This window comes from Bacillus sp. CBEL-1 (genome assembly GCF_004348885.1).
Lineage (GTDB): Bacteria > Bacillota > Bacilli > Bacillales > Bacillaceae_H > Priestia > Priestia aryabhattai_A.
In genome coordinates this window covers 1,418,595-1,442,124 of the sequence record NZ_SBIM01000013.1, presented here as the reverse complement: position 1 = coordinate 1,442,124, position 23,530 = coordinate 1,418,595, and the positions used below count along the sequence as shown (strand labels likewise).

General features: G+C 36.7%; 23 protein-coding genes and 5 tRNA genes. 24 read left to right on the top strand and 4 right to left on the bottom strand.

Going from position 1 to position 23,530, the window contains the following annotated elements:
* Positions 1-140 precede the first annotated feature (140 nt).
* Positions 141-470, bottom strand: coding sequence for a LysM peptidoglycan-binding domain-containing protein (locus tag EPL02_RS17325; RefSeq protein ID WP_094910817.1), 330 nt, complete (start codon positions 468-470; stop codon positions 141-143).
* 85 nt (positions 471-555) lie between these two features.
* Here EPL02_RS17325 and EPL02_RS17320 point away from each other — a divergent pair, with 85 nt between their 5' ends.
* Complete coding sequence (locus tag EPL02_RS17320) at positions 556-1,773, top strand: MFS transporter (protein ID WP_094910816.1); 1,218 nt, start codon at positions 556-558, stop codon at positions 1,771-1,773.
* Between the two features lie 320 nt (positions 1,774-2,093).
* On the opposite strand, the gene EPL02_RS17315 is transcribed toward EPL02_RS17320, so the two are convergent.
* Positions 2,094-2,870: a DUF1189 domain-containing protein gene (locus tag EPL02_RS17315; RefSeq protein WP_131888304.1), complete on the bottom strand. Its 777-nt coding sequence runs from the start codon at positions 2,868-2,870 to the stop codon at positions 2,094-2,096.
* Between the two features lie 235 nt (positions 2,871-3,105).
* On the opposite strand from EPL02_RS17315, the gene EPL02_RS17310 reads away from it, so the two are divergent.
* From EPL02_RS17310 to phoU, 15 genes are all read left to right on the top strand, one after another.
* On the top strand, positions 3,106-4,761 hold the full coding sequence (locus EPL02_RS17310) for a Na/Pi cotransporter family protein (protein ID WP_179289217.1): 1,656 nt from the start codon (positions 3,106-3,108) through the stop codon (positions 4,759-4,761).
* A 131-nt stretch (positions 4,762-4,892) separates the two neighbouring features.
* Positions 4,893-5,375: a DUF456 domain-containing protein gene (locus tag EPL02_RS17305; protein ID WP_094910814.1), complete on the top strand. Its 483-nt coding sequence runs from the start codon at positions 4,893-4,895 to the stop codon at positions 5,373-5,375.
* Between the two features lie 65 nt (positions 5,376-5,440).
* Positions 5,441-5,515: transfer RNA gene (locus EPL02_RS17300), tRNA-Asn, on the top strand.
* Position 5,516: 1 nt separating this feature from the next.
* Positions 5,517-5,590 (top strand) — tRNA-Met (locus tag EPL02_RS17295).
* A gap of 33 nt (positions 5,591-5,623) precedes the next feature.
* Positions 5,624-5,698 (top strand) — tRNA-Asn (locus EPL02_RS17290).
* 1 nt (position 5,699) lies between these two features.
* Positions 5,700-5,776 (top strand) — tRNA-Ile (locus EPL02_RS17285).
* 10 nt (positions 5,777-5,786) lie between these two features.
* A tRNA-Ser gene (locus EPL02_RS17280) sits at positions 5,787-5,879 on the top strand.
* A 226-nt stretch (positions 5,880-6,105) separates the two neighbouring features.
* The gene (gene sodA / locus EPL02_RS17275) at positions 6,106-6,714 is read left to right on the top strand and encodes a superoxide dismutase SodA (RefSeq protein ID WP_025911589.1); all 609 of its coding nucleotides are present in this window, start codon (positions 6,106-6,108) and stop codon (positions 6,712-6,714) included.
* Between the two features lie 118 nt (positions 6,715-6,832).
* Positions 6,833-8,113: an MFS transporter gene (locus EPL02_RS17270; protein WP_131888303.1), complete on the top strand. Its 1,281-nt coding sequence runs from the start codon at positions 6,833-6,835 to the stop codon at positions 8,111-8,113.
* A 156-nt stretch (positions 8,114-8,269) separates the two neighbouring features.
* Positions 8,270-10,450 (top strand): peptidoglycan D,D-transpeptidase FtsI family protein, encoded by a 2,181-nt coding sequence (locus EPL02_RS17265; protein ID WP_131888302.1) that lies wholly within the window; start codon positions 8,270-8,272, stop codon positions 10,448-10,450.
* A gap of 270 nt (positions 10,451-10,720) precedes the next feature.
* Entirely contained in the window at positions 10,721-11,671 is a 951-nt protein-coding gene (locus EPL02_RS17260) for a PstS family phosphate ABC transporter substrate-binding protein (protein WP_131888301.1), read from the top strand.
* A gap of 71 nt (positions 11,672-11,742) precedes the next feature.
* Positions 11,743-12,699 carry a phosphate ABC transporter permease subunit PstC gene (gene pstC / locus EPL02_RS17255; protein WP_286175480.1) on the top strand — a complete coding sequence of 319 codons (957 nt, stop codon included), beginning with the start codon at positions 11,743-11,745 and terminating at the stop codon, positions 12,697-12,699.
* 2 nt (positions 12,700-12,701) lie between these two features.
* On the top strand, positions 12,702-13,577 hold the full coding sequence (pstA, locus tag EPL02_RS17250; RefSeq protein ID WP_205687723.1) for a phosphate ABC transporter permease PstA: 876 nt from the start codon (positions 12,702-12,704) through the stop codon (positions 13,575-13,577).
* A gap of 66 nt (positions 13,578-13,643) precedes the next feature.
* Positions 13,644-14,435, top strand: a complete 792-nt coding sequence (pstB, locus tag EPL02_RS17245; RefSeq protein WP_397428330.1) for a phosphate ABC transporter ATP-binding protein PstB — start codon at positions 13,644-13,646, stop codon at positions 14,433-14,435.
* A 30-nt stretch (positions 14,436-14,465) separates the two neighbouring features.
* Positions 14,466-15,125 carry a phosphate signaling complex protein PhoU gene (gene phoU, locus EPL02_RS17240; protein ID WP_131888299.1) on the top strand — a complete coding sequence of 220 codons (660 nt, stop codon included), beginning with the start codon at positions 14,466-14,468 and terminating at the stop codon, positions 15,123-15,125.
* A gap of 37 nt (positions 15,126-15,162) precedes the next feature.
* Here the strand turns inward: phoU and EPL02_RS17235 are convergent, their stop codons facing one another.
* On the bottom strand, positions 15,163-15,591 hold the full coding sequence (locus tag EPL02_RS17235) for an endolytic transglycosylase MltG (protein ID WP_131888298.1): 429 nt from the start codon (positions 15,589-15,591) through the stop codon (positions 15,163-15,165).
* Entirely contained in the window at positions 15,584-15,889 is a 306-nt protein-coding gene (locus tag EPL02_RS17230) for a hypothetical protein (protein ID WP_131888297.1), read from the bottom strand. Before EPL02_RS17230 ends, EPL02_RS17235 begins: the two co-directional genes overlap by 8 nt.
* A 128-nt stretch (positions 15,890-16,017) precedes the next feature.
* On the opposite strand from EPL02_RS17230, the gene EPL02_RS17225 reads away from it, so the two are divergent.
* The 8 genes from EPL02_RS17225 (at position 16,018) to EPL02_RS17195 (ending at position 23,514) form a co-directional block, all read left to right on the top strand.
* Positions 16,018-16,512, top strand: coding sequence for a DUF4912 domain-containing protein (locus EPL02_RS17225; protein WP_131888296.1), 495 nt, complete (start codon positions 16,018-16,020; stop codon positions 16,510-16,512).
* On the top strand, positions 16,505-18,775 hold the full coding sequence (locus EPL02_RS17220) for a glycosyltransferase (protein WP_131888295.1): 2,271 nt from the start codon (positions 16,505-16,507) through the stop codon (positions 18,773-18,775). The genes EPL02_RS17225 and EPL02_RS17220 overlap by 8 nt, the downstream gene beginning before the upstream one ends.
* Entirely contained in the window at positions 18,772-19,878 is a 1,107-nt protein-coding gene (locus EPL02_RS17215; RefSeq protein WP_131888294.1) for a nucleotidyltransferase family protein, read from the top strand. Before EPL02_RS17220 ends, EPL02_RS17215 begins: the two co-directional genes overlap by 4 nt.
* 186 nt (positions 19,879-20,064) lie before the next feature.
* The gene (gene rpmG / locus EPL02_RS17210) at positions 20,065-20,214 is read left to right on the top strand and encodes a 50S ribosomal protein L33 (protein ID WP_013059189.1); all 150 of its coding nucleotides are present in this window, start codon (positions 20,065-20,067) and stop codon (positions 20,212-20,214) included.
* 60 nt (positions 20,215-20,274) lie between these two features.
* Positions 20,275-20,847: a 5-formyltetrahydrofolate cyclo-ligase gene (locus tag EPL02_RS17205; protein ID WP_094910802.1), complete on the top strand. Its 573-nt coding sequence runs from the start codon at positions 20,275-20,277 to the stop codon at positions 20,845-20,847.
* Complete coding sequence (locus EPL02_RS17200; RefSeq protein WP_286175479.1) at positions 20,834-21,625, top strand: DUF92 domain-containing protein; 792 nt, start codon at positions 20,834-20,836, stop codon at positions 21,623-21,625. Before EPL02_RS17205 ends, EPL02_RS17200 begins: the two co-directional genes overlap by 14 nt.
* Positions 21,626-21,683: 58 nt before the next feature.
* Positions 21,684-21,860: a hypothetical protein gene (locus EPL02_RS21000; RefSeq protein WP_165932594.1), complete on the top strand. Its 177-nt coding sequence runs from the start codon at positions 21,684-21,686 to the stop codon at positions 21,858-21,860.
* Between the two features lie 130 nt (positions 21,861-21,990).
* Positions 21,991-23,514, top strand: coding sequence for a rhomboid family intramembrane serine protease (locus EPL02_RS17195; protein WP_205687722.1), 1,524 nt, complete (start codon positions 21,991-21,993; stop codon positions 23,512-23,514).
* The last annotated feature ends 16 nt before the right edge of the window (positions 23,515-23,530 follow it).

Here is a 23,530-nt window from a genome sequence, read left to right as displayed (position 1 = left end):
TGATAATCTCTCCTTCAAAAAGAAATCAAGAATTTAGATTCATTAATAGAATAACTCTTTATAGATAAAATAACTAGTATAAAGTGTTGCCTGTTTATTTTAACAATGACAATCTTTGTTTGACAAGAAGTATGCTGTAATTACTTGTAAGTAGGGAATTTATATGTTTTTCCAACTTGGATTTCATGTGGAGAAAGCCCGTTATTTAAAGTGGTAAAGTCTTTTGACAGCTGATTGATTGAAACGGGAATAGAACCTTTTAGTGACTTTTCCATAATAGACAATACCGTATCTCCAGCTTTTACTTTTACTTCTATAAAATGTGTTGTTGTTTGTGTTGGCTGTTCTTTCTCAACATTTGCCAGAACAGGAGCAGCTTCAGTTGAGGAAGGAATCGTACCATATTTAATATCATAATGACAAATATAACCAACAAATGCGAGAGCGGCAAGGGCAGATAGTCTTTTCATAAGCTCCTCCTGAAAGCAAATTTTAAATAAACAGGGTGTTATAGCTTATGCTTGTCCAACTTTAACTATGAATGGAGAATTTATTTTGAAAGAAAAATTAATGATGATTTCACTAGGACTATTACCGCTCATTATGGTTCTGGGGAATTCTACCTTGATTCCTCTGTTACCAAATATTCAGCAGTCCTTGGATTTAAATGAATTACAAACGGGCTTTATCTTAAGTGCTTTTACAATTCCAGCAGCCATCTTAATTCCAATTGCAGGTATCTTATCAGATCGTTATGGTAGAAAAAAACTTATCTTAATTTCGTTAACTTTTATTATGGTAGGAAGTATTGTATCTTTTTTTAGTATGGCAATACCAAGTCAGGCGTTTTCAATATTAATTGGAGGGCGAGTAATACAGGGAATAGGAGCAGCAGGTACGACAACTCTTGCAATGGCTTTAGTAGGTGATGTGTTTCATAATGACAAGCGGGCGACGGCATTAGGATTGTTAGAAGTATATAACGGAGTTGGAAAAGTCATTGCTCCTATTATAGGTGCGACTGTTGCGCTCGTAACATGGTCTGCCGTTTTCATTGTCTATCCCTTGGTTGCATTAATGGCTTTTTTAGGTATTAATCGATACGTAGAAAATGTAAAGAACAGTGAGAATGCGTTAGGAATTCGAGCTTATTTTCAACAAGCCTTTCGGATTGTTTATCAACGGAAGAAAGAATTGTTTCCTCTTTTTTTTATAGGAGGGGTAGGGCTGTTTATTGTCTTTGGTGTTCTGTACTTTCTATCTTTTTTAATTCAAGAAACGTATCATATCGATGGTTTTTTTAAAGGGACAGCTTTTTTCTTCCCTCTCAGCGCGATGACCCTTGCTTCTTATTGGAGTGGAAAACGAATTAAAAACGATGAGGTCTTAATGAAGAAATTAATGCTTCTAGGTACGAGTTTATTATTTGTAACGTTTGGTTTGCTTATTTTTGTCCATTCTCTTTCTGTTTTAATGTTTAGCTTGACGCTTGCTTTTGGCGGGCTTGGCTTTGTGTTGCCGTGTGTGAACATGATGATTACGTCTACAACTTCAGATGCAGAAAGAGGGTTTGTTGTGTCATTATACGGCACAACCCGGTTTCTAGGTGTTGCTTTAGGACCCATCGTATATGGAGTTTGGATGGTAAATGAAAAAAGCATGTACATGTATAGTTTTCTAACTTTGCTCATAGCGGGCGGATGGCTGATTTTACGAATCTTCAGCTCAGTTGATATTGGAAAGAGAAAAGTTGTAAAGGTGAAACTGAAGTAGTTTTTCATTTGAAAAGAACAATTTTTTTATATAGAGTTTACAACCTTCTTTCATACTTTGGACTACTAATTAAAAGAGGGAACAAAGTTGCATCTATGTGTAATAAATGAGATACATGATATCAGAAATCAATCCATTCGCTGAAAGCTTAATGGCAGTTTCCAAAGAAGTGGTTGCGAGTACCACGGAGCTTTGTACATACTTTTAATAGCTAAAGAAAGCATGTTGAAAACACTGAGTAAATAGCACAAGAGTTAACCATACTCTCCAAAAAGCTACAGCAAGTCGCTCAGTTTTTTTATTAATATAAAGGGTACCTCTTAAGCGTTTAAAGAGATACCCTTTTCCTTTTTAATTGGAAGCCTCGATAAAATAAATACATACGTAAATAGCACTCCAGCTAAATAAAGGCTTGTTGAGTAGGGGGCAGAATAAGAGAATAAATCAATAATCATAAATAGAACAGTCATGGGAGTAATGCTGTAAGCACTCAATACCCAAGCGTGTTTGAACGTTACTGTTTTTTTGGTGAAGCGACTCGTGTACAGACCAATTACAGCGAAAAGTGTAATTTGAATAAACTTTAATCCTGCTGTTAAACAAAATAATAAAAAGACAGAGAGAGGAATAAAAACAAAAAGCGTATTTTTAATATCTTTTAAGTGATGTAAAAGATCCACTTTGCTTAAAGAGTTCCAACCTAAAAGTTCGTATGAATACACTTGTGCTTGTCCTTTAATGGCAAGAAAGACACCATCTTTCACCAATCCTATTCCGTATAAAGGCGGTGTAATTGAAACTTCCTCAGTTGTAGTCGTGGAATCTAGAGTAAATGAAGAACTAGAAATATTCCTTTTTCCTTCTTCGTAAAGTGTGTAATCTTCAAGGTAAACAGTTGTGGATGGTGTTGTAATATACTGAATGGCATTTTGATAACCGCTTACAATTGTGGGTATCATAAAAAGCAAAGCTGGTAGTAATGAGAAAGCAGTTAACAATAAAACATAACCGATGGTTTTATTTGGATGTTCAAATCTAAGCATCACTACTTTTTTTGGAAGGTATGTACTCATTAAAAAGCGGCGAAACATTTCCATGGACAAAGCTCCTTATTTTAGTAATATTTGCTTTTTATTTTACCATTATATTCATAATGAAAGTGCGAAAAGGTGATTTTTTTTATGTAGATGCTGTGTTATGTAAATGAAATGTTAAGATAATGTAAATTTTTCAGAATCAGCGTTTACACAACATTTATTTTACGTTAATAATTATGTGGGACTTGTAGATGTCTGTCGAAAAATGAAACTGTAGAGATAGGAGTGGAATTCTTTGGAACTAGATGTTCAGAAGATGATATTTGAATTTATCGGTGGCCTCGGGATTTTCCTGTTTGGGATTAAATTCATGGGTGATGGCTTACAAAAGTCAGCCGGAGATAAATTGCGCGATATACTAGATCGTTTTACAACAAATCCATTTATGGGTGTGCTTGCAGGGATTTTGGTTACCATACTCATTCAAAGTAGTTCTGGTACAACCGTTATTACAGTCGGGTTAGTAAGTGCTGGTTTTATGAACTTACGTCAAGCAATTGGAGTTATTATGGGAGCGAATATCGGAACAACCGTTACAGCTTTCATAATCGGTATTAAAATTTCAGATTATGCGTTACCTATTTTAGCTGTAGGTGCTCTCATGTTATTCTTCTTTAAGAGCAAGCCAGTTCAAAACTTTGGTCAAATTGTGTTTGGCTTTGGGATGTTATTCTTTGGACTAGAGCTAATGGGTGATGGTATGAAGCCACTCCGTTCACTTCAAGCGTTTCAAGACTTAACGGTAAGCATGAGTGATAACCCAATCTTAGGTGTTGTCATTGGTACGGTGTTTACAGTTATCGTTCAAAGTTCAAGTGCAACCATTGGTATCTTACAGGAGCTATTTGGTCAAGGAGCAATCGATATTTATGCAGCGTTACCCGTATTATTTGGAGATAATATTGGTACAACCATTACAGCAATTTTAGCATCCATTGGTGCAAGCGTTGCGGCAAGACGCGCAGCGTTAACTCATGTAATGTTCAATATCATTGGAACAGTTATCTTCTTAGTTATTTTACCGCTGTTTACAAAGTTTGTTCTGTATTTACAAGGTGCATTAGCACTAAACCCAGAGATGACAATAGCCTTTGCACACGGAACGTTTAACATCACGAATACTATTATTCAATTTCCGTTTATTGGATTATTGGCTTTAATCGTAACAAAAGTAATTCCAGGAGACGATGCGCTAGTTGACTTTAAACCGAAACATCTAGATCCAGTTTTTATTGAGCAATCACCATCGATTGCGTTAGGACAAGCAAAAGAAGAGCTGGTTCGTATGGGACAGTTCTCAACAATTGGATTAGAAGAAGCAAACAATTATTTAAAAACGAAGCAACATAAGCATTCTGATATGGCTCTACAAATTGAAGATGCTATTAATAATTTGGATAAAAAAATTACCAACTATTTAATTTTACTTTCTTCTTCTTCTATGTCAGCGTCAGAAAGTGAAGAGCATTCAATGTTGTTAGACACAGCTCGTGATATTGAACGTATTGGAGATCATTTCGAAAATATCGTTGAGCTCGTTGACTATCAAATCACTAACAAAGTAAAAGTAACATCTGAAGCTAATAAAGATTTAGCAGAAATGTTCGAACTAACAATTTCAACAGTTAAAGAAGCTGTTGCAGCACTAGAGCACAACGATCGTGAAAAGGCTGTTCACGTTATGCAGCAAGAAGATCAAATTGACAGCATGGAGCGTTCACTTCGTAAAAAGCATATTTTACGCTTAAATGAAGGAGCTTGCACAGGGTCAGCTGGAATTGTATTTGTTGACATTATCAGTAACTTAGAGCGTATTGGAGATCATGCTGTTAATATTGCAGAAGCGGTATTAGGCGAAAATAAAAAAAGCGTGGCTCAAAAATCTAAATAAAAATAAGCTAAAAAGAGCGACTTATTAAAAGGTCGCTCTTTTTTATGGAATATTATTATCAAAAAAGTTGTTAAGGTGTATACTGTTTGATAATGGCAAATAGAGATTGAGATGAAAGGGAACGTGTTAAGTTGGACTTTTTATATTGGACACTCATTGTAGTTTGTTTTGTAGTATCATTTATTGGATTAATCTATCCTATTATCCCAAGCGTACTGTTTGTAGCATTGGGGTTTTTATTGTACGGTTTCTTCTATAGTTTTGAGCCATATACCTTCTTGTTTGTACTTATTCAAGGTCTGCTTGTAGCAGCGCTTTTTGCAGCTGATTATTTGGCAAATCTAATTGGGGTTAAAAAGTTTGGTGGAACAAAAGCAGGAATTTGGGGAAGCACCATTGGGTTATTGGTTGGCCCGTTTTTAATTCCTGGAATTGGCATACTACTTGGTCCATTTTTAGGAGCGGTGATTGGAGAGCTAGTCGTACATCGTACTAGTGTTCAAAATGCTGTAAAAATTGGTTTTGGTTCGTTAGTTGGTTTTTTCAGCGGGGCCATTTCAAAAGGAATTATTCAAGCGGCAATGATTATATATTTCCTTATTGTTGTTTTATAATAATTTGTTGACTTTTATTTAAAATCATGTTAAATTTTTAATGTCGCTAATAAATGTTATATCGTTCCACAGTAGCTCAGTGGTAGAGCAATCGGCTGTTAACCGATCGGTCGTAGGTTCGAGTCCTACCTGTGGAGCCATGGCGGTGTAGCTCAGCTGGCTAGAGCGTACGGTTCATACCCGTGAGGTCGGGGGTTCGATCCCCTCCGCCGCTATACCTTTCAGTGACAAAGTTTACATATTATTATTCCACAGTAGCTCAGTGGTAGAGCAATCGGCTGTTAACCGATCGGTCGTAGGTTCGAGTCCTACCTGTGGAGCCATGGACCCTTAGCTCAGCTGGTTAGAGCAGACGGCTCATAACCGTCCGGTCGCAGGTTCGAGTCCTGCAGGGTCCACCATGAAAAGGTTGGAGGAATACCCAAGTCCGGCTGAAGGGATCGGTCTTGAAAACCGACAGGGGTGTTAAAGCCCGCGGGGGTTCGAATCCCTCTTCCTCCGCCATACATATTGCTGATAAATCTTTCTTTACAATTGTAAAGAAAGATTTTTTATTTTGTTTTTAGCTAAAATTTTACGTTTAAATAGGATAGACAATGGGAATCGGGTAAATATAAATGATGATTAGATGCTTTTTCATTGAAAGCGTAGGTTAAATTTGCTAATCTAAAAACATGAGGTGAATTTTCTTTCACCAAATTAGGTACATATTTTAAAGGAGGAATTACCCATGGCTTACGAATTACCACAATTACCTTATGCATACGATGCACTTGAACCACACATCGACAAAGAAACGATGAACATTCACCATACGAAACATCATAACACTTACGTTACAAACTTAAACGCAGCAGTAGAAGGAAAAGCTGATTTAGCTTCTAAAAGCGTTGAAGAGTTAATCTCAAACATGGACGCTGTACCAGAAGACATCCGTACAGCAGTACGTAACAACGGTGGTGGACATGCTAACCATTCACTATTTTGGACAATTCTTTGCCCTAACGGTGGCGGTGAGCCAACAGGTGAGTTAGCAGACGCAATCAGCAGCAAATTTGGAAGCTTTGATGCATTTAAAGATGCATTCGCTAAAGCAGCAACTACACGCTTCGGTTCTGGCTGGGCTTGGTTAGTTGTAAACAATGGAGAATTAGAAGTAACAAGCACACCAAACCAAGATAGCCCACTAATGGAAGGTAAAACGCCAATCCTAGGACTAGACGTTTGGGAGCATGCTTACTACCTAAACTACCAAAACCGTCGTCCAGATTACATTTCAGCATTCTTTAATGTAATTAAATGGGATGAAGTTGCAAAGCGTTACGCAGCAGCAAAATAATAAAAAAAAACCAGTAAAGCAATTATTGCCTTTACTGGTTTTTTTGTTTTCCAATTCTTTTACATATCTCTTTTTCTTTTTCACACACTAGGGGTAGAAGAGAAAAGGAGTTTTTTATATGCCTTTATTAAAGAAAGTTGTTGGAGATGTAGAAGTTAATAAAGATTTATTGTTATTACTTATTATTGGAGGGCTATATGCTTTAGCTATTTCAATTTCGAATTCGTTTGTAAATGTGTATTTATGGAAGCAAACAGGAGAATTTTCTGCTTTAGCGATCTATAACTTAGTCATTGTTATTTTTCAACCACTGACCTTTATTTTAGCTGGAAGGTGGGCTAAAAAAATCGATCGGGTGGTTGTGCTTCGATTAGGTGTTTCGTTTCTGTCTATTTTCTATATTGTTGTATTAATGGTAGGTGACCGAGCTGATGAGTTTTTAATTCTTCTCGGTGCGCTTTTAGGAATAGGATATGGATTCTATTGGTTAGCATTTAACGTATTAACATTTGAAATTACAGAACCTGATACACGGGATTTTTTTAACGGATTTCTCGGAGTATTGAATTCATTTGCCGGAATGATTGGCCCTCTAGGCGCAGGTTTTATTATCGCTAGCCTTTACGAATACATCGGTTATCGCGTAGTCTTTGGAGTGTCACTTTTAATGTTTGTTAGTGCGGTTGTCCTTAGCTTCTTTTTACAAAGACGTCCAGCTGAGGGCGTATATAAATTTAGAGAAGTATTGAGGGAAAGAAAATATAATCGAGACTGGCGCAGAATTTTATATGCACATGTATTTCAAGGAATTAGAGAAGGTACGTTTATTTTTGTAGTGTCAGTATTGGTCTTTATTACAACTGATAGCGAACTTGCACTTGGTACGTTTGGTCTGGTTAACTCAGCTGTAGCCTTTGTTGCATATTATGTTGCCTCTAGGTTTATTAAACAAAAAGATCGCTTAAAGTTCATTTTAGCAGGTGGAATTCTTCTATACGGTTCAGTTTTTTTACTGCTATTTAATTTATCGTACACAAACCTTATTTTATATGCAATTTGTATTGCAATTGGCTACCCTATTTTGCTGGTACCGTATATGTCCTTAACATATGATGTTATTGGTCGAGCCAAAGATATTGTTTCTAAACGTATTGAATATATTGTGGTTCGAGATGTCTTTTTAAATATTGGACGCATCATTTCAATTGGCTCTTTTCTCATCGCTGTCGTTTTTTTTAATGAACAGCAAAGTTTACCCATACTATTAGCCATTATTGGCGCAGGACACTCTTGTATTTACTTCTGTGTTCGCAACATTTCTCAACCTACAAATAAGCATACCCCTAAGCCGGTTACGCAGCCAGCTTTAAATGAAGGAGACGGTGAATCTCCAGCATAATGGGGATAGATAATTACTTTGTACTATAGAAATCAACACAAAATTCTTTTACAATAGACACAGCATAAATAGACACCTTTAGGGTGTCTATTTATTTGCCAAATTTAAAAAATTATGATGAGATTGTATATATGCTGATAAATTGTAGGTGAAGAAATGAAAAAGAAAAATAAACGTAAAAGTCATGTCTCGTTTCGAATGAACATTTTATTTCTAGGCATCTTTGCACTGTTTTCGGTACTGATATTACGTTTAGGTTTAGTACAAATTGTACATGGAGAAAGTTACCAACGTGAAGTTGAACGTACGGAGGACGTAACCGTTAACACTCCTGTTCCACGAGGTAGAATGTATGATCGTTATAATCGTGTAATCGTCGACAATACACCATTAAATGCGATTACATATACACGCTTCCAAGGAAATACTGCGGAGGAACGGTTAAAAATTGCTCGACAACTAGCAAAGCTAATCGATGTTTCGTACTCAACGAATGCAATTGATGTACCGGAAAAAAACGTAGATAAAGATTCCGAAGATATTGTGAAAATCACAGAGCGTGATCTAAAAGATTATTGGATTATGCTTAATCCAAAAGAAGCTGAAAAGAAAATCAGTGATAGTGATCGAAGCAAAGTAGAAGCGGGAGAAATGACGGATGAAGAGCTTTATAACAGGCAGTTAAGTCGTATTACAGAGGGAGATTTACAAACATTAGCGGGCGACTTAGAAGTTTTGGCAATTAAAAGACAAATGGAAGCAGGTTATGCTCAAACTCCTCAAATTATTAAGAAAAATGTAACTCCGGCTGAATTTGCTATTGTTAGTGAAAATTTATCGCAACTTCCAGGTGTTGATACAACTACTTACTGGGAACGTTATTATCCACAAGGTGGTACGCTTCGTACACTGCTGGGGAATGTATCATCGGCCAATGAAGGTCTTCCAAGAGACAAAGTAGACTACTACTTGTCCAGAGGATACAGCCGTAATGATCAAGTTGGTACGAGCTATCTTGAAAAAGAATACGAATCACAGCTTAAAGGTCAAAAAGAGCAGGTTCAATACGTAACGGATCGAAGCGGAAATCTTGTCGATACCTTACATTTAACTGAAGGGCAGCGCGGAAGTGATTTAGTATTAACTATTGATATGGAGCTTCAACAAGCAGTAGAAGAAGCAATTACAAAGCAACTAATTGAGAAGAAACAAATGTCTGGTACAAGGTTTTTAGACCGAGCATTTGTTATTATGATGGATCCAAATACAGGTGAGATTTTGACAATGGCAGGGAAAAGATATACAACTGATTCTAAAACAGGTGCTGCTAAAATTGAAGATTTTGCCTTGGGGAATTTATCGACTTCATATACAATGGGTTCAGTAGTAAAGGGTGCTACCGTACTAGCAGGGTTTGATTCTGGTGCCATCACAACAGACACTGTTTTTGTCGATGAGCCAATTAAGTTTGCAGGAACAAAAGAAAAGAAGTCCTTTAAAAATATGGGACCTATTAATTACTCTACCGCGTTAAAGCAATCGTCAAACGTATTTATGTTTAAAACGGTTATGGCAATGGCTGATGTTCAGTATAAGTATAATGGTTCTTTACCTATTAAAGCGGATACCTTTGCGCAGCTTCGCTCGTACTATAGTCAATTCGGTCTTGGCGTGTCTACTGGGATTGAGCTTGACAATGAAGCAACAGGTTTCCAAGGCGGAAGCAGCATCCCAGGTACAGCTCTTGACTTAGCTATTGGTCAATATGATACGTATACGCCTCTTCAAGTTGTACAGTATGCATCTACAATTGCGAACGGTGGCTATCGTATTAAGCCCCAGATTGTAAAAGAGATTCGAAAGCCAACAATTAAAGAAGAAGAAATTGGTGGTGTTGAATACTCGTTTGAGACACAAGTATTAAACCGAATTACTATGAAGCAGGAATATATTGAAGCTGTACAAAGCGGAATGAAACGTGTTACGCAAGAGCAAGGTGGAAGTGGATATGCAGCATTTGCAAGTGCTTCTTATAATCCAGCAGGTAAATCTGGTACGGCGCAGGCTTATGAGAAAAACCCAAATGGTGGCGACCCAATTGCAATTAATAATTCAACATTTATCGCTTACGCTCCGGCTGACAATCCAGAAGTAGCAATGGCGGTTGTTGTTCCGTCTGCATTCACACCAAGTAGCCCGAACAATATTACAAAAGAACTAGCTCGAGAATCAATGGATTTATATTTTGATTTAAAGCAAAAAGGTGAAAAAGAAGTAGATGAACAAGAACAACAGCAACAAGTAATTGATGCAGAAGCTACAAATATAGAAGAATAGAAAAGGAAAAGGCGCTGAGGAACTCAGCGTCTTTTTTGCATGCTCTTGTTTTCTTAAGGAAATAATATATCTAAATTAAGGAGTAAAGATCAGTTAAATAGTAATATGAAATCCAAAAATAAGAAAAAGGACTGTTGTTTTTCCAATAGTTTAAGTAAAAGGACCTTGATTTACAAAAGCTTTACATTTGCTTAAAACGGAATTAATAGTTGGGCTTTAATGTATAGCTTGTAGGACAAAACAACGAAATGTCGTAGGAGGAATTTGAGAATGAAAAGCTTTAAATTTCTAGCAATGTCAGCAGTAATTGGATCAACAGTTGCACTAGCAGCATGTGGCGGTGGCCAAGGAAGTGGCGCTGGTGGGTCAGGTGAACAGTTAAAAGGAAACGTGGCAATTGATGGTTCATCTACTGTGTATCCAATTATGGAGGCAGTTGGCGAAGAATATATGGCAACTCAACCTGGAGTTCAAGTATCCGTTGGTTTGTCTGGTACGGGCGGTGGATTTGAAAAATTCACAAAAGGTGAAACGGATTTAAGTAATGCATCTCGTCCAATTAAAGATGAAGAAAAGAAAGCAGCTGAAGAGGGCGGAGTAGACGTTCAAGAGTTTGAACTAGCTTACGACGGACTATCAGTTGTTGTTAATAAAGAAAATGATTGGGTTGATCATTTAACAGTTGAAGAACTAGAAAAAATGTGGGTTAACGATGGAAAAGCAAAAAAATGGTCTGATATTCGTGAAGGTTGGCCAGATGAAGAAATTAAATTCTATTCTCCAGGACATGACTCTGGGACATTTGATTACTTTGATGAAGTAATTTTAGATGGAAAAGAGATTACAGAGTCTGCAACATTATCAGAGGATGACAACGTATTAGTAAATGGTGTAACGGGTGATAAAAACGCAATTGGTTACTTTGGTTATGCGTATTACTCAGAGAACAAAGATAAGTTAAAAGTTGTACCAATTGATGGTGGAAACGGCCCAGTAGAACCAACAAAAGAAACGGTAATGAGCGGTGAATATGCACCATTATCTCGTCCACTATATACGTATGCAAGTGTTGGAGCATTAAAAGATAAAGAGCAAGTATATGACTATGTTAAGTTTACGCTTGAAAATGCAGGAGAGCTTGCTGAAGAAGTAGGTTATGTGAGCTTAAAAGATGAGGAATACGACGAGCAGCTAAAAACGCTTGAAGGTTTAAAGAAATAGACAAATGAAGATGAGGAGCAGAGCAACGCTTGCTTCTCATCTTTCCATGCGATGGAAGGGAGTTTACTACATTGGCTTTAGCGAATAATAGCAATACTAAGAAGGGTTCCGTTAGAGAATTAATCAAGCAGAATAAATCAAAAAAAGGCGCATCAATGATTATAGAGAAAGTGATGCCCATTTTGCTTTTCTGTACGGCTGCTGTATCAGCATTAACAACCGTGGGGATTTTGTTTACATTAATTTTTGAAACAATTATGTTCTTTGAAAGAGTATCTTTTGTTGAGTTTGTTACGGGACAAAAATGGCTTCCGTTTATTGAAAAAGCAGGTAACTTTGGGATTTTACCACTTGTTACGGGAACGCTACTGATTACGGTAATTGCAATGATTGTTGCGATTCCAATCGGGTTAGCAGCAGCTATTTTTTTGAGTGAGTACGCGTCGGATCGAACAAGACGTATTATTAAGCCGATTTTAGAAGTATTAGCGGGTATCCCAACAATTGTATATGGCTTCTTCGCATTAACATTTGTTACGCCGCTTTTAAGAGGTCTTATTCCAGATTTAGGATTATTTAATGCTTTAAGTCCAGGTATTGTAGTTGGTGTCATGATTATTCCTATGATTGCTTCTTTATCAGAAGATGCAATGAGTTCTGTACCTCAATCAATGAGAGAAGGAGCTTTAGCTTTAGGGGCGACACGTTTAGAGGTGGCATTAAAAGTAGTGCTGCCAGCAGCTTTGTCAGGAATTATCGCATCGTTTGTACTCGGTATCTCGCGTGCGATCGGTGAAACGATGATTGTTACAGTAGCTGGTGGAGCTACACCGACAATGGCACTAGACGTAACGGGTTCAATTCAAACGATGACTGCATATATCGTGCAAGTAGCAACGGGAGATGCAGGATACGGGACGACTGTTTATTACAGTATCTATGCTGTGGGAATGACGTTATTCGTCTTTACACTCATTATGAACCTACTAGCTCAGTTTATTACAAAGCGCTTTAGAGAGGAGTACTAATTATGTACGTGGATCGCGAGCAAGTACAACAACGTATGCATGGGCGGTTATTAAAAAATAGTATTTTAAGATTCATCTTTTTCTGTGCAACGATTTTTGGATTAGCAGTTCTAGGTATACTTTTATATCGGGTATTGACTCAAGGATTAGGCTGGCTCGATGCGGGGTTTCTACAAAACTTTGCATCAAGAAGACCAGAAGATGCTGGAATTAAGGCAGCACTAGTTGGCTCCTTATGGCTGATGGCTGTCATTGCACCAGTATCATTAATTTTAGGAGTAGGAACAGCTCTTTATTTGGAAGAATACGCAAAGAAAAATAAATTTAACGATTTTATTAAATTAAATATTTCTAACTTAGCCGGTGTACCTTCAATTGTCTTTGGATTGTTAGGATTAACTATTTTTGTTCGTGAGTTATCCTTAGGAAGAAGTATTCTAGCAGCTGGATTAACAATGAGTTTGTTAATTTTACCGGTTATTGTAGTAGCGGCACAAGAAGCCATAAGGTCAGTACCAACCCATCTACGTGAAGCTTCATTTGGAATGGGAGCAACTAAGTGGCAAACGATTTACCGTGTGGTACTCCCAGCAGCAGTCCCTGGTATTTTAACGGGAAGCATCCTAGCTCTATCAAGAGCCGTAGGTGAAACAGCGCCGCTTGTAGTAGTTGGCTTACCTACATTCATTGCCTTCTTACCAGCGGGTGTATTAGATACAGCAACTGCTTTACCAATGCAAATTTATAACTGGACGAGTAGACCACAAGCAGACTTCCAAAGTGTAGCAGCAGCAGGAATTATCGTGCTATTAGTGTTCTTAATTGTAATGAACTCTATTGCTGTATTTATTCGTAACAAATTTCAAAAGCGTTATTGAGCTTAATTGAATGATGATAGTAGGATGAAGGAGGAGCTTTCCATGACAATCACAATTGATCAAAAAATGACAGAGAAAGATATAAATCCCATTAAAAAACAAAAAGAAGTTGTTTACAAAACAAAAGGTTTAAATTTATGGTACGGAGAAAATCAAGCATTAAAAAATATTGATTTAGATATTTATGAAAACGAAGTAACAGCCATTATTGGTCCATCAGGGTGCGGGAAGTCTACGTATATTAAAACGTTAAACCGAATGGTTGAAATGAGTCCAATTGTGAAAACATCCGGTGAAATTGAATACCGCGGACAAAACATTTTTAATAAGTCGTATCGAGTAGAAGAGCTGCGTACCCAAGTAGGAATGGTTTTTCAAAAGCCCAACCCATTCCCGAAATCAATTTACGATAATATAGCTTATGGACCTCGTATTCACGGTATTCGAAATAAAAAAATCTTAGATGAGATCGTGGAAAAAAGTTTACGTGGTGCAGCAATCTGGGACGAAGTAAAGGACCGTTTAAATCAAAATGCTTATGGTTTATCAGGTGGTCAACAGCAACGTTTATGTATTGCGAGATGTTTAGCAATTGAACCAGATGTAATTTTAATGGATGAGCCAACGTCTGCTCTGGATCCAATTTCAACATTAAAAGTCGAAGAGCTTGTTCAAGAATTGAAGAAAGAGTTCAGTATCATTATCGTAACGCACAATATGCAGCAGGCTGCACGTATTTCAGATAAAACGGCGTTTTTCTTAAATGGAGAAGTTGTTGAGTTTGCAGAGACAGATCGAATTTTCTCAAACCCATCTGATAAACGAACAGAAGACTATATTACAGGACGTTTTGGCTAATAATTGATTAATTAAGGGGAGAGGGACTACATGGTTGTACGCGAAAAGTTTCATGCTGATTTAAAAATTTTACGTGAAAAACTTTTAGAGATTGGTCGATTGACAGAAGAGGCACTAATAAAGGCTATTGAAGCTTTACAAACGCAAAATGTCGATTTAGCGCTTGAAATTATTGATGGGGATACGGAGATTGATCAACTTGAAGAAGAAATTAATGACTTAGCTATTCTGCTGCTTGCAAAACAGCAGCCGGTTGCTACGGATTTAAGAAGAGTTATTGTAGCTATTAAGATTGCATCTGACGTTGAGCGAATGGCAGACTTTGCAGTGAACATCGCTAAATCAGCAATTCGGATTGGCAAAGAAGACTTAATTAAGCCTCTAGAGCATGTGAAAAATATGCATTCTATTTCAATTGAAATGCTTAGCTTGTCCTTGAAGGCATATCATGAAGAGAACCTAACTCTTGCTAAAAAAGTTGCTGAAATGGATGATGAAGTAGATGAGCTTTATGGCATTACTATTAAAGAGCTGCTTAGCCTTGCTAAAGAAAAGCAGGAAGCTATGAATCAAATTACGCAGCTATTATTTATTGCTCGCTACTTAGAAAGAATGGCAGACCATACCACAAACGTAGCAGAAAGCGTATTTTACCTAGTGAAAGGAAAACGATACGACTTAAATGAATAATAAAAATAAAAAGCACACAGCATTTGCTGTGTGCTTTTTATTTTGTTAAAGTGTTAACAATTTGCTCTAAGCTCATATTCGATGTAAGCGTATATGTACCAACTTGAAATTTTGTGCTTGCGTTCTTTTGAGCAACGAGGTCTTCAAATTCATCTGTCGAATTAATAACATGATTGTTTACTAATGTATTTGCAATATCTAAACTAGACATCCCTGCTGTTATAGAGATTGAGACTTCGTTTGTTTTAGGTATATTCTCTTGCTTCTCAAAGCCAGGCTTCAATGAATCCTTGTATTCTTTTTCCTTAATTAATATATACTCATGGTCTTTTGCGTAAGCACGTAGGTCAGCAGCGCTAATTTTTAAAGAAGCAGCATTGTTCTCTTGAATCACATAAACGACAGCTAGAATTGAAGTGGCTGTTAATATCCCGATAGCAAATCCTCGTATTGTTAAACTATTCATAGTGATGTGTCCCTTGCATGCTAAGCAGTCGTTTCATATCTTCTTTATGAAGTGGTTGCTGATTTGGGGATAAAAGCTTAGCGTTGGCCGAGCGAATCGCGTTATCATCATCTTCGTCAGAGAATAAGGCTTCTTCTAATGAATCTAAACGTTTAGAGGTTTGATATTGGTCTTGTAGCACAGTCAATGAAAGGTGCTCTAGCTGTTTTTCTAGTGAATGTACTTTTGTTTCCTTTAAAAAAGAAAATAAAAGTAAAAATAAGGAAATAGCGGTTAGTGTAATAAAAGCATATAACATGTGGTTCACCTCTTATAAAAGATAAAATCAATCCATGATATCATAAATCGACAAATTGTGTTTATTGTTACAGTTTTTTCTTAGTGGTAATATGACAATAAGTATATCTTAAGTAAAGTGGTGAGGCTTTGAAGACAGAAGTAAATGAATTGGATGTATGCGTTGTAAATCGAGTAAACGCTTCGGCCTTATATGTACACTGGTCTTTTTCTGACGCTATTCAGGAAATGGTAGAAAAGATGTATCAAAAGAAATGGAATGATCTGTCATTTGCTTTATGTATTTATGATGTAACCGGTCTTAGCGTTGCATTTGATGGACATCAATCGAAGCGGCATACGCTTTTAGAGATTTGTAGCCATCAGACAGAAGCATTCTTGAGAGATATGGATACTAACTGTACATATGTTGTAGATGTGGGGGTATACGAACATCACTTCTTTGCGCTGATACGTTCGAGCCGAGTTCAGCTGAGGTCAGATATAGAACCCGAACAGTTGGAACAAATAACGTGGTCCTGGAGTGAAAAGGCACCACAAACCGATTATTTTCATGATGACTGCTTTAGTACGTATTCTTATTATACAAATGAGTGGGACAAGGTGAATAAAAGTGATGAATGACTGTACGTGCTTAATTATTAATATGGAAGACCCTGTATACGACATGATTTGTTGGGATAAAGCGAATGAAAACGTACTATTTGAGCATTTGTTTAAAAATTATCTCCCGCTTGTACATGACATTCAAAATAATAGGTTAAAAGGTGCTTCAATTATTGTTTCTTCTTTTATTTTAGGAATTTTAGATCATAGTGACTTTAATCAACGATTCAATGATTTTATACAACGTCAAGGGCAATTTATTAATACCCTGAAACAATGGGACGGAAGGCTGCTTGACGCGTTAAACTATTATCAGCGCGAACAAATTATAGAGTGTATAGCAACACCTATGACCACGTGGCATCCATCTTTATTAAAAACACCTAACGGCTACCATTTACAGATTAGCCTTGCGATTGAGCTATTTAGTAAATATCTTGGGGAGAGCCCTAAGGGGTTTTACTTGCCAAGTGGAGATTATACGTATGAAATTGATAAGTTATTGAAAGCGCATAACATTGAATATAGTTTTATTGATGTACAGTACGATTACGGAGACGGAGTGAATCTATATAGTACACCAAGCGGTATATGCCTTCTTAAGCATGCTGAGTTAACACCGATCATTTCAACAAGTGCAAAAGCCGTGAAATTTTTAACAGATGGAAAGCTACTATATCAATGTGTGAAAGATATAAAAAATCAACAGAAACTAGTGAAGATTTCGCCTAAGTATGAGTCATCTAAATATAATTATCCCATCACAGAGGAAAACAGCTGGTTTTATAAGACAATGCAACAGACGGAAGCAAAGTTAAGTAAAGTCTATCCTAAGCTGCATACACTTGAGAGAAAAAAAGAATTAGAACGTACGTGGATTATCTTGGCGTGCAGCGATTGGTTAATTCATGCCAAATATGACTATAGCAAGCAGTTAAACTTATTTAATCAGCTATGCCAGGCTGAAGAACAAAAAGTAATGAAGAATGACTATTTACAATGGTTTCCCTCTGTTTTAAAAGAATACGGGATTGTTCATAAAGAAACGGATAAAGAGATTTCTTTATATTTACCGGGAAATATGTCGATTTTAATGCTGGCATGGGAATATCCCCCGCTTGTTATTGGCGGATTGGCTCGACACGTATTTGATTTATCCCGTGCTTTAGCGAAATCTGGCCATTATGTGGTTGTTATTACAACATTTGTAGAAGGGTTACCCTTGTATGAATGTATGTATGGTGTTCATGTTTACCGAGTGAAAAGTTTACAACCTCATCATGCTGATTTTCTTACATGGGTAAATAGTTTAAATGTAGCAATGGCACTAGAAGGTATTCGTTTAGCAACTGCTAGGCCATTCCAAGTAATTCATGCTCATGATTGGCTGGTTGGAACAGCAGCACAAAGTATTGCTACCCACGTGAAAAAACCGCTTATTACAACTATACATGCAACAGAGCATGGACGAAATAATGGCATTCATAATGACATGCAGCAAAAGATTCATCAGCGTGAAGAAGAACTTGTGCATGAATCCACAGCTATTATCGTATGCAGTAGCTATATGAAAAAAGAAATAATGGAATTGTTTAATATAGAAGAAGAGCGCATTTCAATTTTCCCAAACGGCATTGATCAGCATATGGTTGCTAGTGTTGTTAATCGTTCAAAAGAAGTAGCGGTCAAAGGAAAGTTTAAGCTGCAAAATACACCTATCTTTTTTTCAATTGGTCGTATTGTTTATGAAAAAGGCTTTCAGCTTTTAATTCAAGCTGCAGAATATTTTAAGAAGGTAAATATTGATATTCAATTCATCATTGCTGGTAAGGGTCCACTTTTACATGAGTTTCAACAGCAAATTAAAGATCGAAAGCTAAATCAGTATATTAAATTTATTGGGTATATTACGGATGAAGAACGAAACTGTCTGCTACACTTAAGCACCGGAGTAATATTCCCAAGTCTGTATGAACCATTTGGGATTGTGGCATTAGAAGGAATGGTAGCGAAAAAACCTACAATTGTCTCTGAAACAGGCGGTTTAAAAGATATCGTTAATCATAGGATAACCGGACTTAAGTTTAAGCCTGGAGTTGTCGAAGAGTTAATCCACTGCATTTTTACTGTGATAACAGACTCACAACTGGTTCAAGAAATTAGCGAAAAAGGATATATTGAAGCAACTACAATGTTTAGTTGGGAACAAATTGCACTGGATACAAGCGTGTTATTTCAAAATCAAATCAAACAGAGTAAAAGGAGGAAGGAAAAGCGTTGAAAGCCATTATACTTGCCGGTGGTAGAGGGACGCGTTTACAGCCACTAACAAACGACGTTCCAAAACCAATGCTTCCACTCTATGAATATCCTGTTATTGAATATATAGTTGAACTCTTAAAAAAGTATGGAATTAATGAAATTGGCATTACGCTGCAATATTTACCTGAGCAAATTATGAATTACTTTGGGGACGGAAAGAAGTGGGATGTCTCAATTACCTATTTTATTGAAGATATGCCTCTTGGAACAGCCGGAGGGGTCAAAAAAGCAGACTGGTTTATTGAAGAAGAATGTATCATCATTAGTGGAGATGCTGTAACGGATTTAAATCTAGCTAACGTTATTGCGTTTCATCGACAGCATCAAAGTGAAATGACAATTGTAACAAAGCTTGTACCAGACGTTACACATTACGGACTGGTATCTGCAAATGACAAAAATGAGGTCACGCGTTTTATTGAAAAGCCAAAACAATACGAAGCAACTGGCAACTTAATCAATACTGGTATTTATGTAATTCATAAGTCAGTTTTAAACAGTATTAGATGTGAAGGAGCAGTTGACTTTAGCTTTGATGTTATTCCTGCACTGCTAAAGGAAAAGCGTAAAGTCTATCATTATACAACGGCAAGCTATTGGATTGATATCGGACAGCTACATCATTATCGGCAAGCACATTATGATTTATATGAAAAGCTATTCGGTTCTAACAGCTTGAACCATATTTCAGAAACCGCTGTTATTGCAGAAGATGTGAAGGTAATTCCTCCAGTTTATATTGGAGAAAAGGTACAAATTAGATCGGGATGCACAATCGGTCCATGGGCCGTTATTGGGAAGAATAGTCATATTAATAGTAACGCAACAATTCGAAAAAGTGTGTTGATGAATGATGTTATTGTAAAAAAGAACTGCTTTTTATACGATGTTGCATTGGAACATGGGATGATTCTTGAAAGAGAGAGTGTTCTTTTAAATGATAAAGCCGAAAGCGGAGCTGTAGCGCGTGTGTTTGATGTAAAAGCTAAGCCTCTTTTTAGTATCGCAAAGTTTATGAATCAATTTTCACTTAGAGTGCAAAAACAAAAAAAAGAATTTTAGAAAAATCATCATTAGAAGGAATTTATTAGTTAGCGAATGTGCGTGCTAATCTGTGCTAAAGGTGAAAAGAAACAATATAATCAAAAATTAACTATGTTAGTTAAAAAAACAGACTGGCATTCCGAAGTGAAAAATGATATTATAGTAAAGTCTGATTTATGTTTATAATGTTTGGAGGGAAAATAGATGCGCGTAAACGTTACATTAGCTTGTACTGAAACTGGTGATCGTAACTACATCACAACTAAAAACAAACGTAACAACCCAGATCGTCTTGAGTTGAAAAAATATAGCCCAAGACTTAAAAAAGTAACACTTCACCGTGAAACTAAGTAAGCAGTAGGAGAATATTCCTGCTGTTTTTTTTATATAAATATCAGTGTAAGGAGTGGAAAGATGAACAAAGCGGACATGCGACGTAAAATGAAGCAGCGGTTATTGAATTTATCGACAGCAGGTACATACCATGCAAAATCAATGTTGATTGCAAAAAAACTCTTGGATACTACCTGGTGGCAAGAGGCTGATGTAATTGCAATAACAATTTCTAGAGGACAAGAAGTAGATACAAAACGACTAATTGAAATAGCTTGGTCTCAAGGAAAAACGATTGCTGTTCCAAAATGCGTCTCCGAAAAAAGCGAAATGATTTTTCGGAAAATTACGTCTTTCTCTCAGCTAGAAGTCGTATTTTTTAACTTGCAGGAACCAATTGAATTACAAACAGAGGTTATTAAAAAGAGTGAGATTGACCTCATTCTTGTACCGGGTGTTGTATTTAGTTCAAATGGTTATCGAATTGGATACGGAGGAGGCTATTATGATCGCTTTCTCGTCGGTTACGAACAAATGAAGGTAAGCTTGGCTTTTCATGAACAAATTGTACAAAGTGTCCCGGTTGAATCCCATGATATCCCGGTGGACGCTATTATTACAGATGAGGAGATTATACATTGTGCTCATAAATAGTTTTCTTATTTATGTAATCATTTGCTTTGTGTCCTTTATAGGATATGTACTTCGTGTTTTATCAAGGTCAGGTGCCATTATGGCTGCTGCTGTTGGCATCAGCATTTATATTGGTTTTGAATTAAAAGGCTTATTATTGTTAGGAGTGTTTTTTGGCACATCTACGTTTTTTAGTCAGTATAAAAAAGTGAAAAAGAAAATAGTGGAGGAAAAATTAGCTAAGCATAATCAGCGTGACTATGTACAAGTAGCTGCAAATGGTGGAGTTGCGGCGCTGAGTGCTCTTTTATTCTTTAACTTTGAATCTCACGTCTTTTTAATGATGTTTGTCATTAGTTTAGCAGCGGCTAATGCCGATACATGGGCTTCTGAAATCGGCGTATTAAGTAAAACCAAACCAGTCTTTATCTTAACTTTGAAACATGTAGATCCAGGGACGTCGGGCGCTATTTCAATACTTGGAACAGCAGCGAGTATCGGTGGATCGTTCATTATTGCAGCTACTGCTTTCTATGCTTTTCCCGAACTATCAATTATAGAGTGCTTACTTATTAGTATGTTTGGGTTTTTAGGAAACCTTATTGATACGTTTTTAGGAGCGACAATCCAACTGAGGTATCGCTGTTCAGTTTGTCATTTGCAAACTGAAAAAGAACAGCACTGTGGGGTTCCAACTGCTTATGAAAAAGGCTGGAAGTATTGTAATAATGATGCTGTTAACTTGTTATCAATTATTTTTGCGACTACTTTTGGTGGATGGCTTTTTTGTCTTATGTAAAGCTAAAGGATAAAGGAAGTGAAACTGTGCATGCTAAATCGTAAGGAGGTTTAGCGAAATGAAACGTTTTATAGGATGGCTTAGTGTACTTTTAATCGGTTATGTTATATACCAGATAAGATATCGTTTAGTTAACGTGTTTTTTCGTAATTCGTTTTTACGTAGCTTAGCAGTTCGTTCATTTTTTAATATGCCTTATGTGCGTGAGCGTTTAATGAATCAAGTGTTTCGCTAAATGCAACGCATAATAAAAGCACTTTATAAGCCAACTTATAAAGTGCTTTTGTTATGGGGAGAAAAGATTGATTTTTTAAGTTTTTTTTGCGATGGTAATAAAGAGAAAAAAACAGGGGGAGGCATAAGAAATGTCGGCCATGCAAGATTATTATTATTGGTCCTTTATTCATGCAGTACAACATAAGAAAGAATATTCGCTTATACATACGAATCATGATGGAACAGAAGTGTGGTTTGATTATAACAGACGAGGTGAAAAAACAACGTTTCGAGTGGCTCTTAAAACCTTTAGCTGGGAGAACGATTTCCAAAAAGATCAAGTGCTAGCGTTAGAGCGCGCTGAAGGGCTGCGAAAGCAACGGTTTCAGCGTAGAATGACCTTTCACAATATATACATAATGGATTTTGAACCTTTGCAGTACGATGGCAACGAGCAAAAAAACCTTCAGTTAAAAAAAATGAAGGTAAAAGTAGAAAGGTATGTTGGCGAACAAGTTTATAAAATGGAATCGCTATTTTCACTTTTAGACTTAGCAGCACCAAATGTTGAAAGGTACTCTGAAGAAGAGTTATTTCACCAAGCACACCAAATACGCTATGAAGTATTAAGTAAAATTGATGCAGAGCGTAAAGAAGAAGAGAAATTATTTCAGTATGGAAAACCTTTCTTTACATACATCTTTCTTGCTGCTCAAATTTTAATGTTTCTATTTTTAGAATGGAAAGGAAGCAGTGAAGATCCGTTAACTCTCATTGAGTATGGTGCTAAATACAATCCTCTTATTTTAGAGGGAGAGTGGTGGCGGTTTTTTATGCCAATCATTATACATATTGGTGTTTTTCATCTATTAATGAACAGCTTAGCGCTCTATTATTTAGGAACATTGGTAGAAAGAATGTATGGTAACGCACGCTTCTTATTTATTTATATACTAGCAGGATTTGCTGGCGTTTTAGGAAGTTTTGTGTGGACTTCAAATTTATCAGCAGGAGCTTCAGGTGCAATATTTGGCTGTTTTGGTGCGCTGCTCTTTTTAGCACGTACAAATCCACGAGTCTTCTTTCGGACAATTGGATACAATGTATTAGCTCTAATCGTCATTAACCTTATCTTTGGCTTAGTAGTACCAGGAATTGATAACGCAGGACATATTGGTGGGCTCATCGGTGGGTTCTTAGCTGCAAGTATTGTTAGTTTGCCGAAGAAACCAAAGCTATACGTACAGATACCAGCACTTGTATCAACTATATTGCTCGTAATGGGCCTATTATATTATGGATTTTATGTTCGAACAACAACATCAGATGAGCCGTACGCTCTCAGCTTAGCAAACGAGTATATTGAACAAAAAGAATATGAAGTAGCGATTAAATCTTTAGACAGCTTTGTAGAACGAGATACAAACAATGCATTGATTTACTACTTAAGAGGGTATGCTTACGCACAGCTTAAAGAATATGAACGTGCAGAGCAAGATCTAAGAGAGTCCGTTAGGTTTAACTCTAATTTTCACGAAGGTTATTACTACTTAGCTTTATTGAATGCGGAGTTAAATCACATAGATGAAGCGAAAGACAACGTAGAAAAAGCCTTAGCAATAGAACCAGCTAACAAAAAGTATCAAAATTTACAAAGGAAATTAAATGGATAAAAATAGACAGAGAACT

What these genes read in the sequence shown, in the direction of transcription:
- rpmG (WP_013059189.1), top strand. Translation starts at nt 20,065, where the DNA reads ATGCGCGTAAACGTTACATTAGCTTGTACTGAAACTGGTGATCGTAAC.
- EPL02_RS21000 (WP_165932594.1), top strand. Translation starts at nt 21,684, where the DNA reads ATGAAACGTTTTATAGGATGGCTTAGTGTACTTTTAATCGGTTATGTT.
- EPL02_RS17235 (WP_131888298.1), bottom strand. Translation starts at nt 15,591, where the DNA reads ATGAATAGTTTAACAATACGAGGATTTGCTATCGGGATATTAACAGCC.
- EPL02_RS17325 (WP_094910817.1), bottom strand. Translation starts at nt 470, where the DNA reads ATGAAAAGACTATCTGCCCTTGCCGCTCTCGCATTTGTTGGTTATATT.
- pstA (WP_205687723.1), top strand. Translation starts at nt 12,702, where the DNA reads ATGTACGTGGATCGCGAGCAAGTACAACAACGTATGCATGGGCGGTTA.
- EPL02_RS17205 (WP_094910802.1), top strand. Translation starts at nt 20,275, where the DNA reads ATGAACAAAGCGGACATGCGACGTAAAATGAAGCAGCGGTTATTGAAT.
- EPL02_RS17195 (WP_205687722.1), top strand. Translation starts at nt 21,991, where the DNA reads ATGTCGGCCATGCAAGATTATTATTATTGGTCCTTTATTCATGCAGTA.
- pstB (WP_397428330.1), top strand. Translation starts at nt 13,644, where the DNA reads ATGACAGAGAAAGATATAAATCCCATTAAAAAACAAAAAGAAGTTGTT.
- EPL02_RS17220 (WP_131888295.1), top strand. Translation starts at nt 16,505, where the DNA reads ATGAATGACTGTACGTGCTTAATTATTAATATGGAAGACCCTGTATAC.
- EPL02_RS17260 (WP_131888301.1), top strand. Translation starts at nt 10,721, where the DNA reads ATGAAAAGCTTTAAATTTCTAGCAATGTCAGCAGTAATTGGATCAACA.
- EPL02_RS17270 (WP_131888303.1), top strand. Translation starts at nt 6,833, where the DNA reads ATGCCTTTATTAAAGAAAGTTGTTGGAGATGTAGAAGTTAATAAAGAT.
- EPL02_RS17265 (WP_131888302.1), top strand. Translation starts at nt 8,270, where the DNA reads ATGAAAAAGAAAAATAAACGTAAAAGTCATGTCTCGTTTCGAATGAAC.
- sodA (WP_025911589.1), top strand. Translation starts at nt 6,106, where the DNA reads ATGGCTTACGAATTACCACAATTACCTTATGCATACGATGCACTTGAA.
- EPL02_RS17230 (WP_131888297.1), bottom strand. Translation starts at nt 15,889, where the DNA reads ATGTTATATGCTTTTATTACACTAACCGCTATTTCCTTATTTTTACTT.
- phoU (WP_131888299.1), top strand. Translation starts at nt 14,466, where the DNA reads ATGGTTGTACGCGAAAAGTTTCATGCTGATTTAAAAATTTTACGTGAA.
- EPL02_RS17315 (WP_131888304.1), bottom strand. Translation starts at nt 2,870, where the DNA reads ATGGAAATGTTTCGCCGCTTTTTAATGAGTACATACCTTCCAAAAAAA.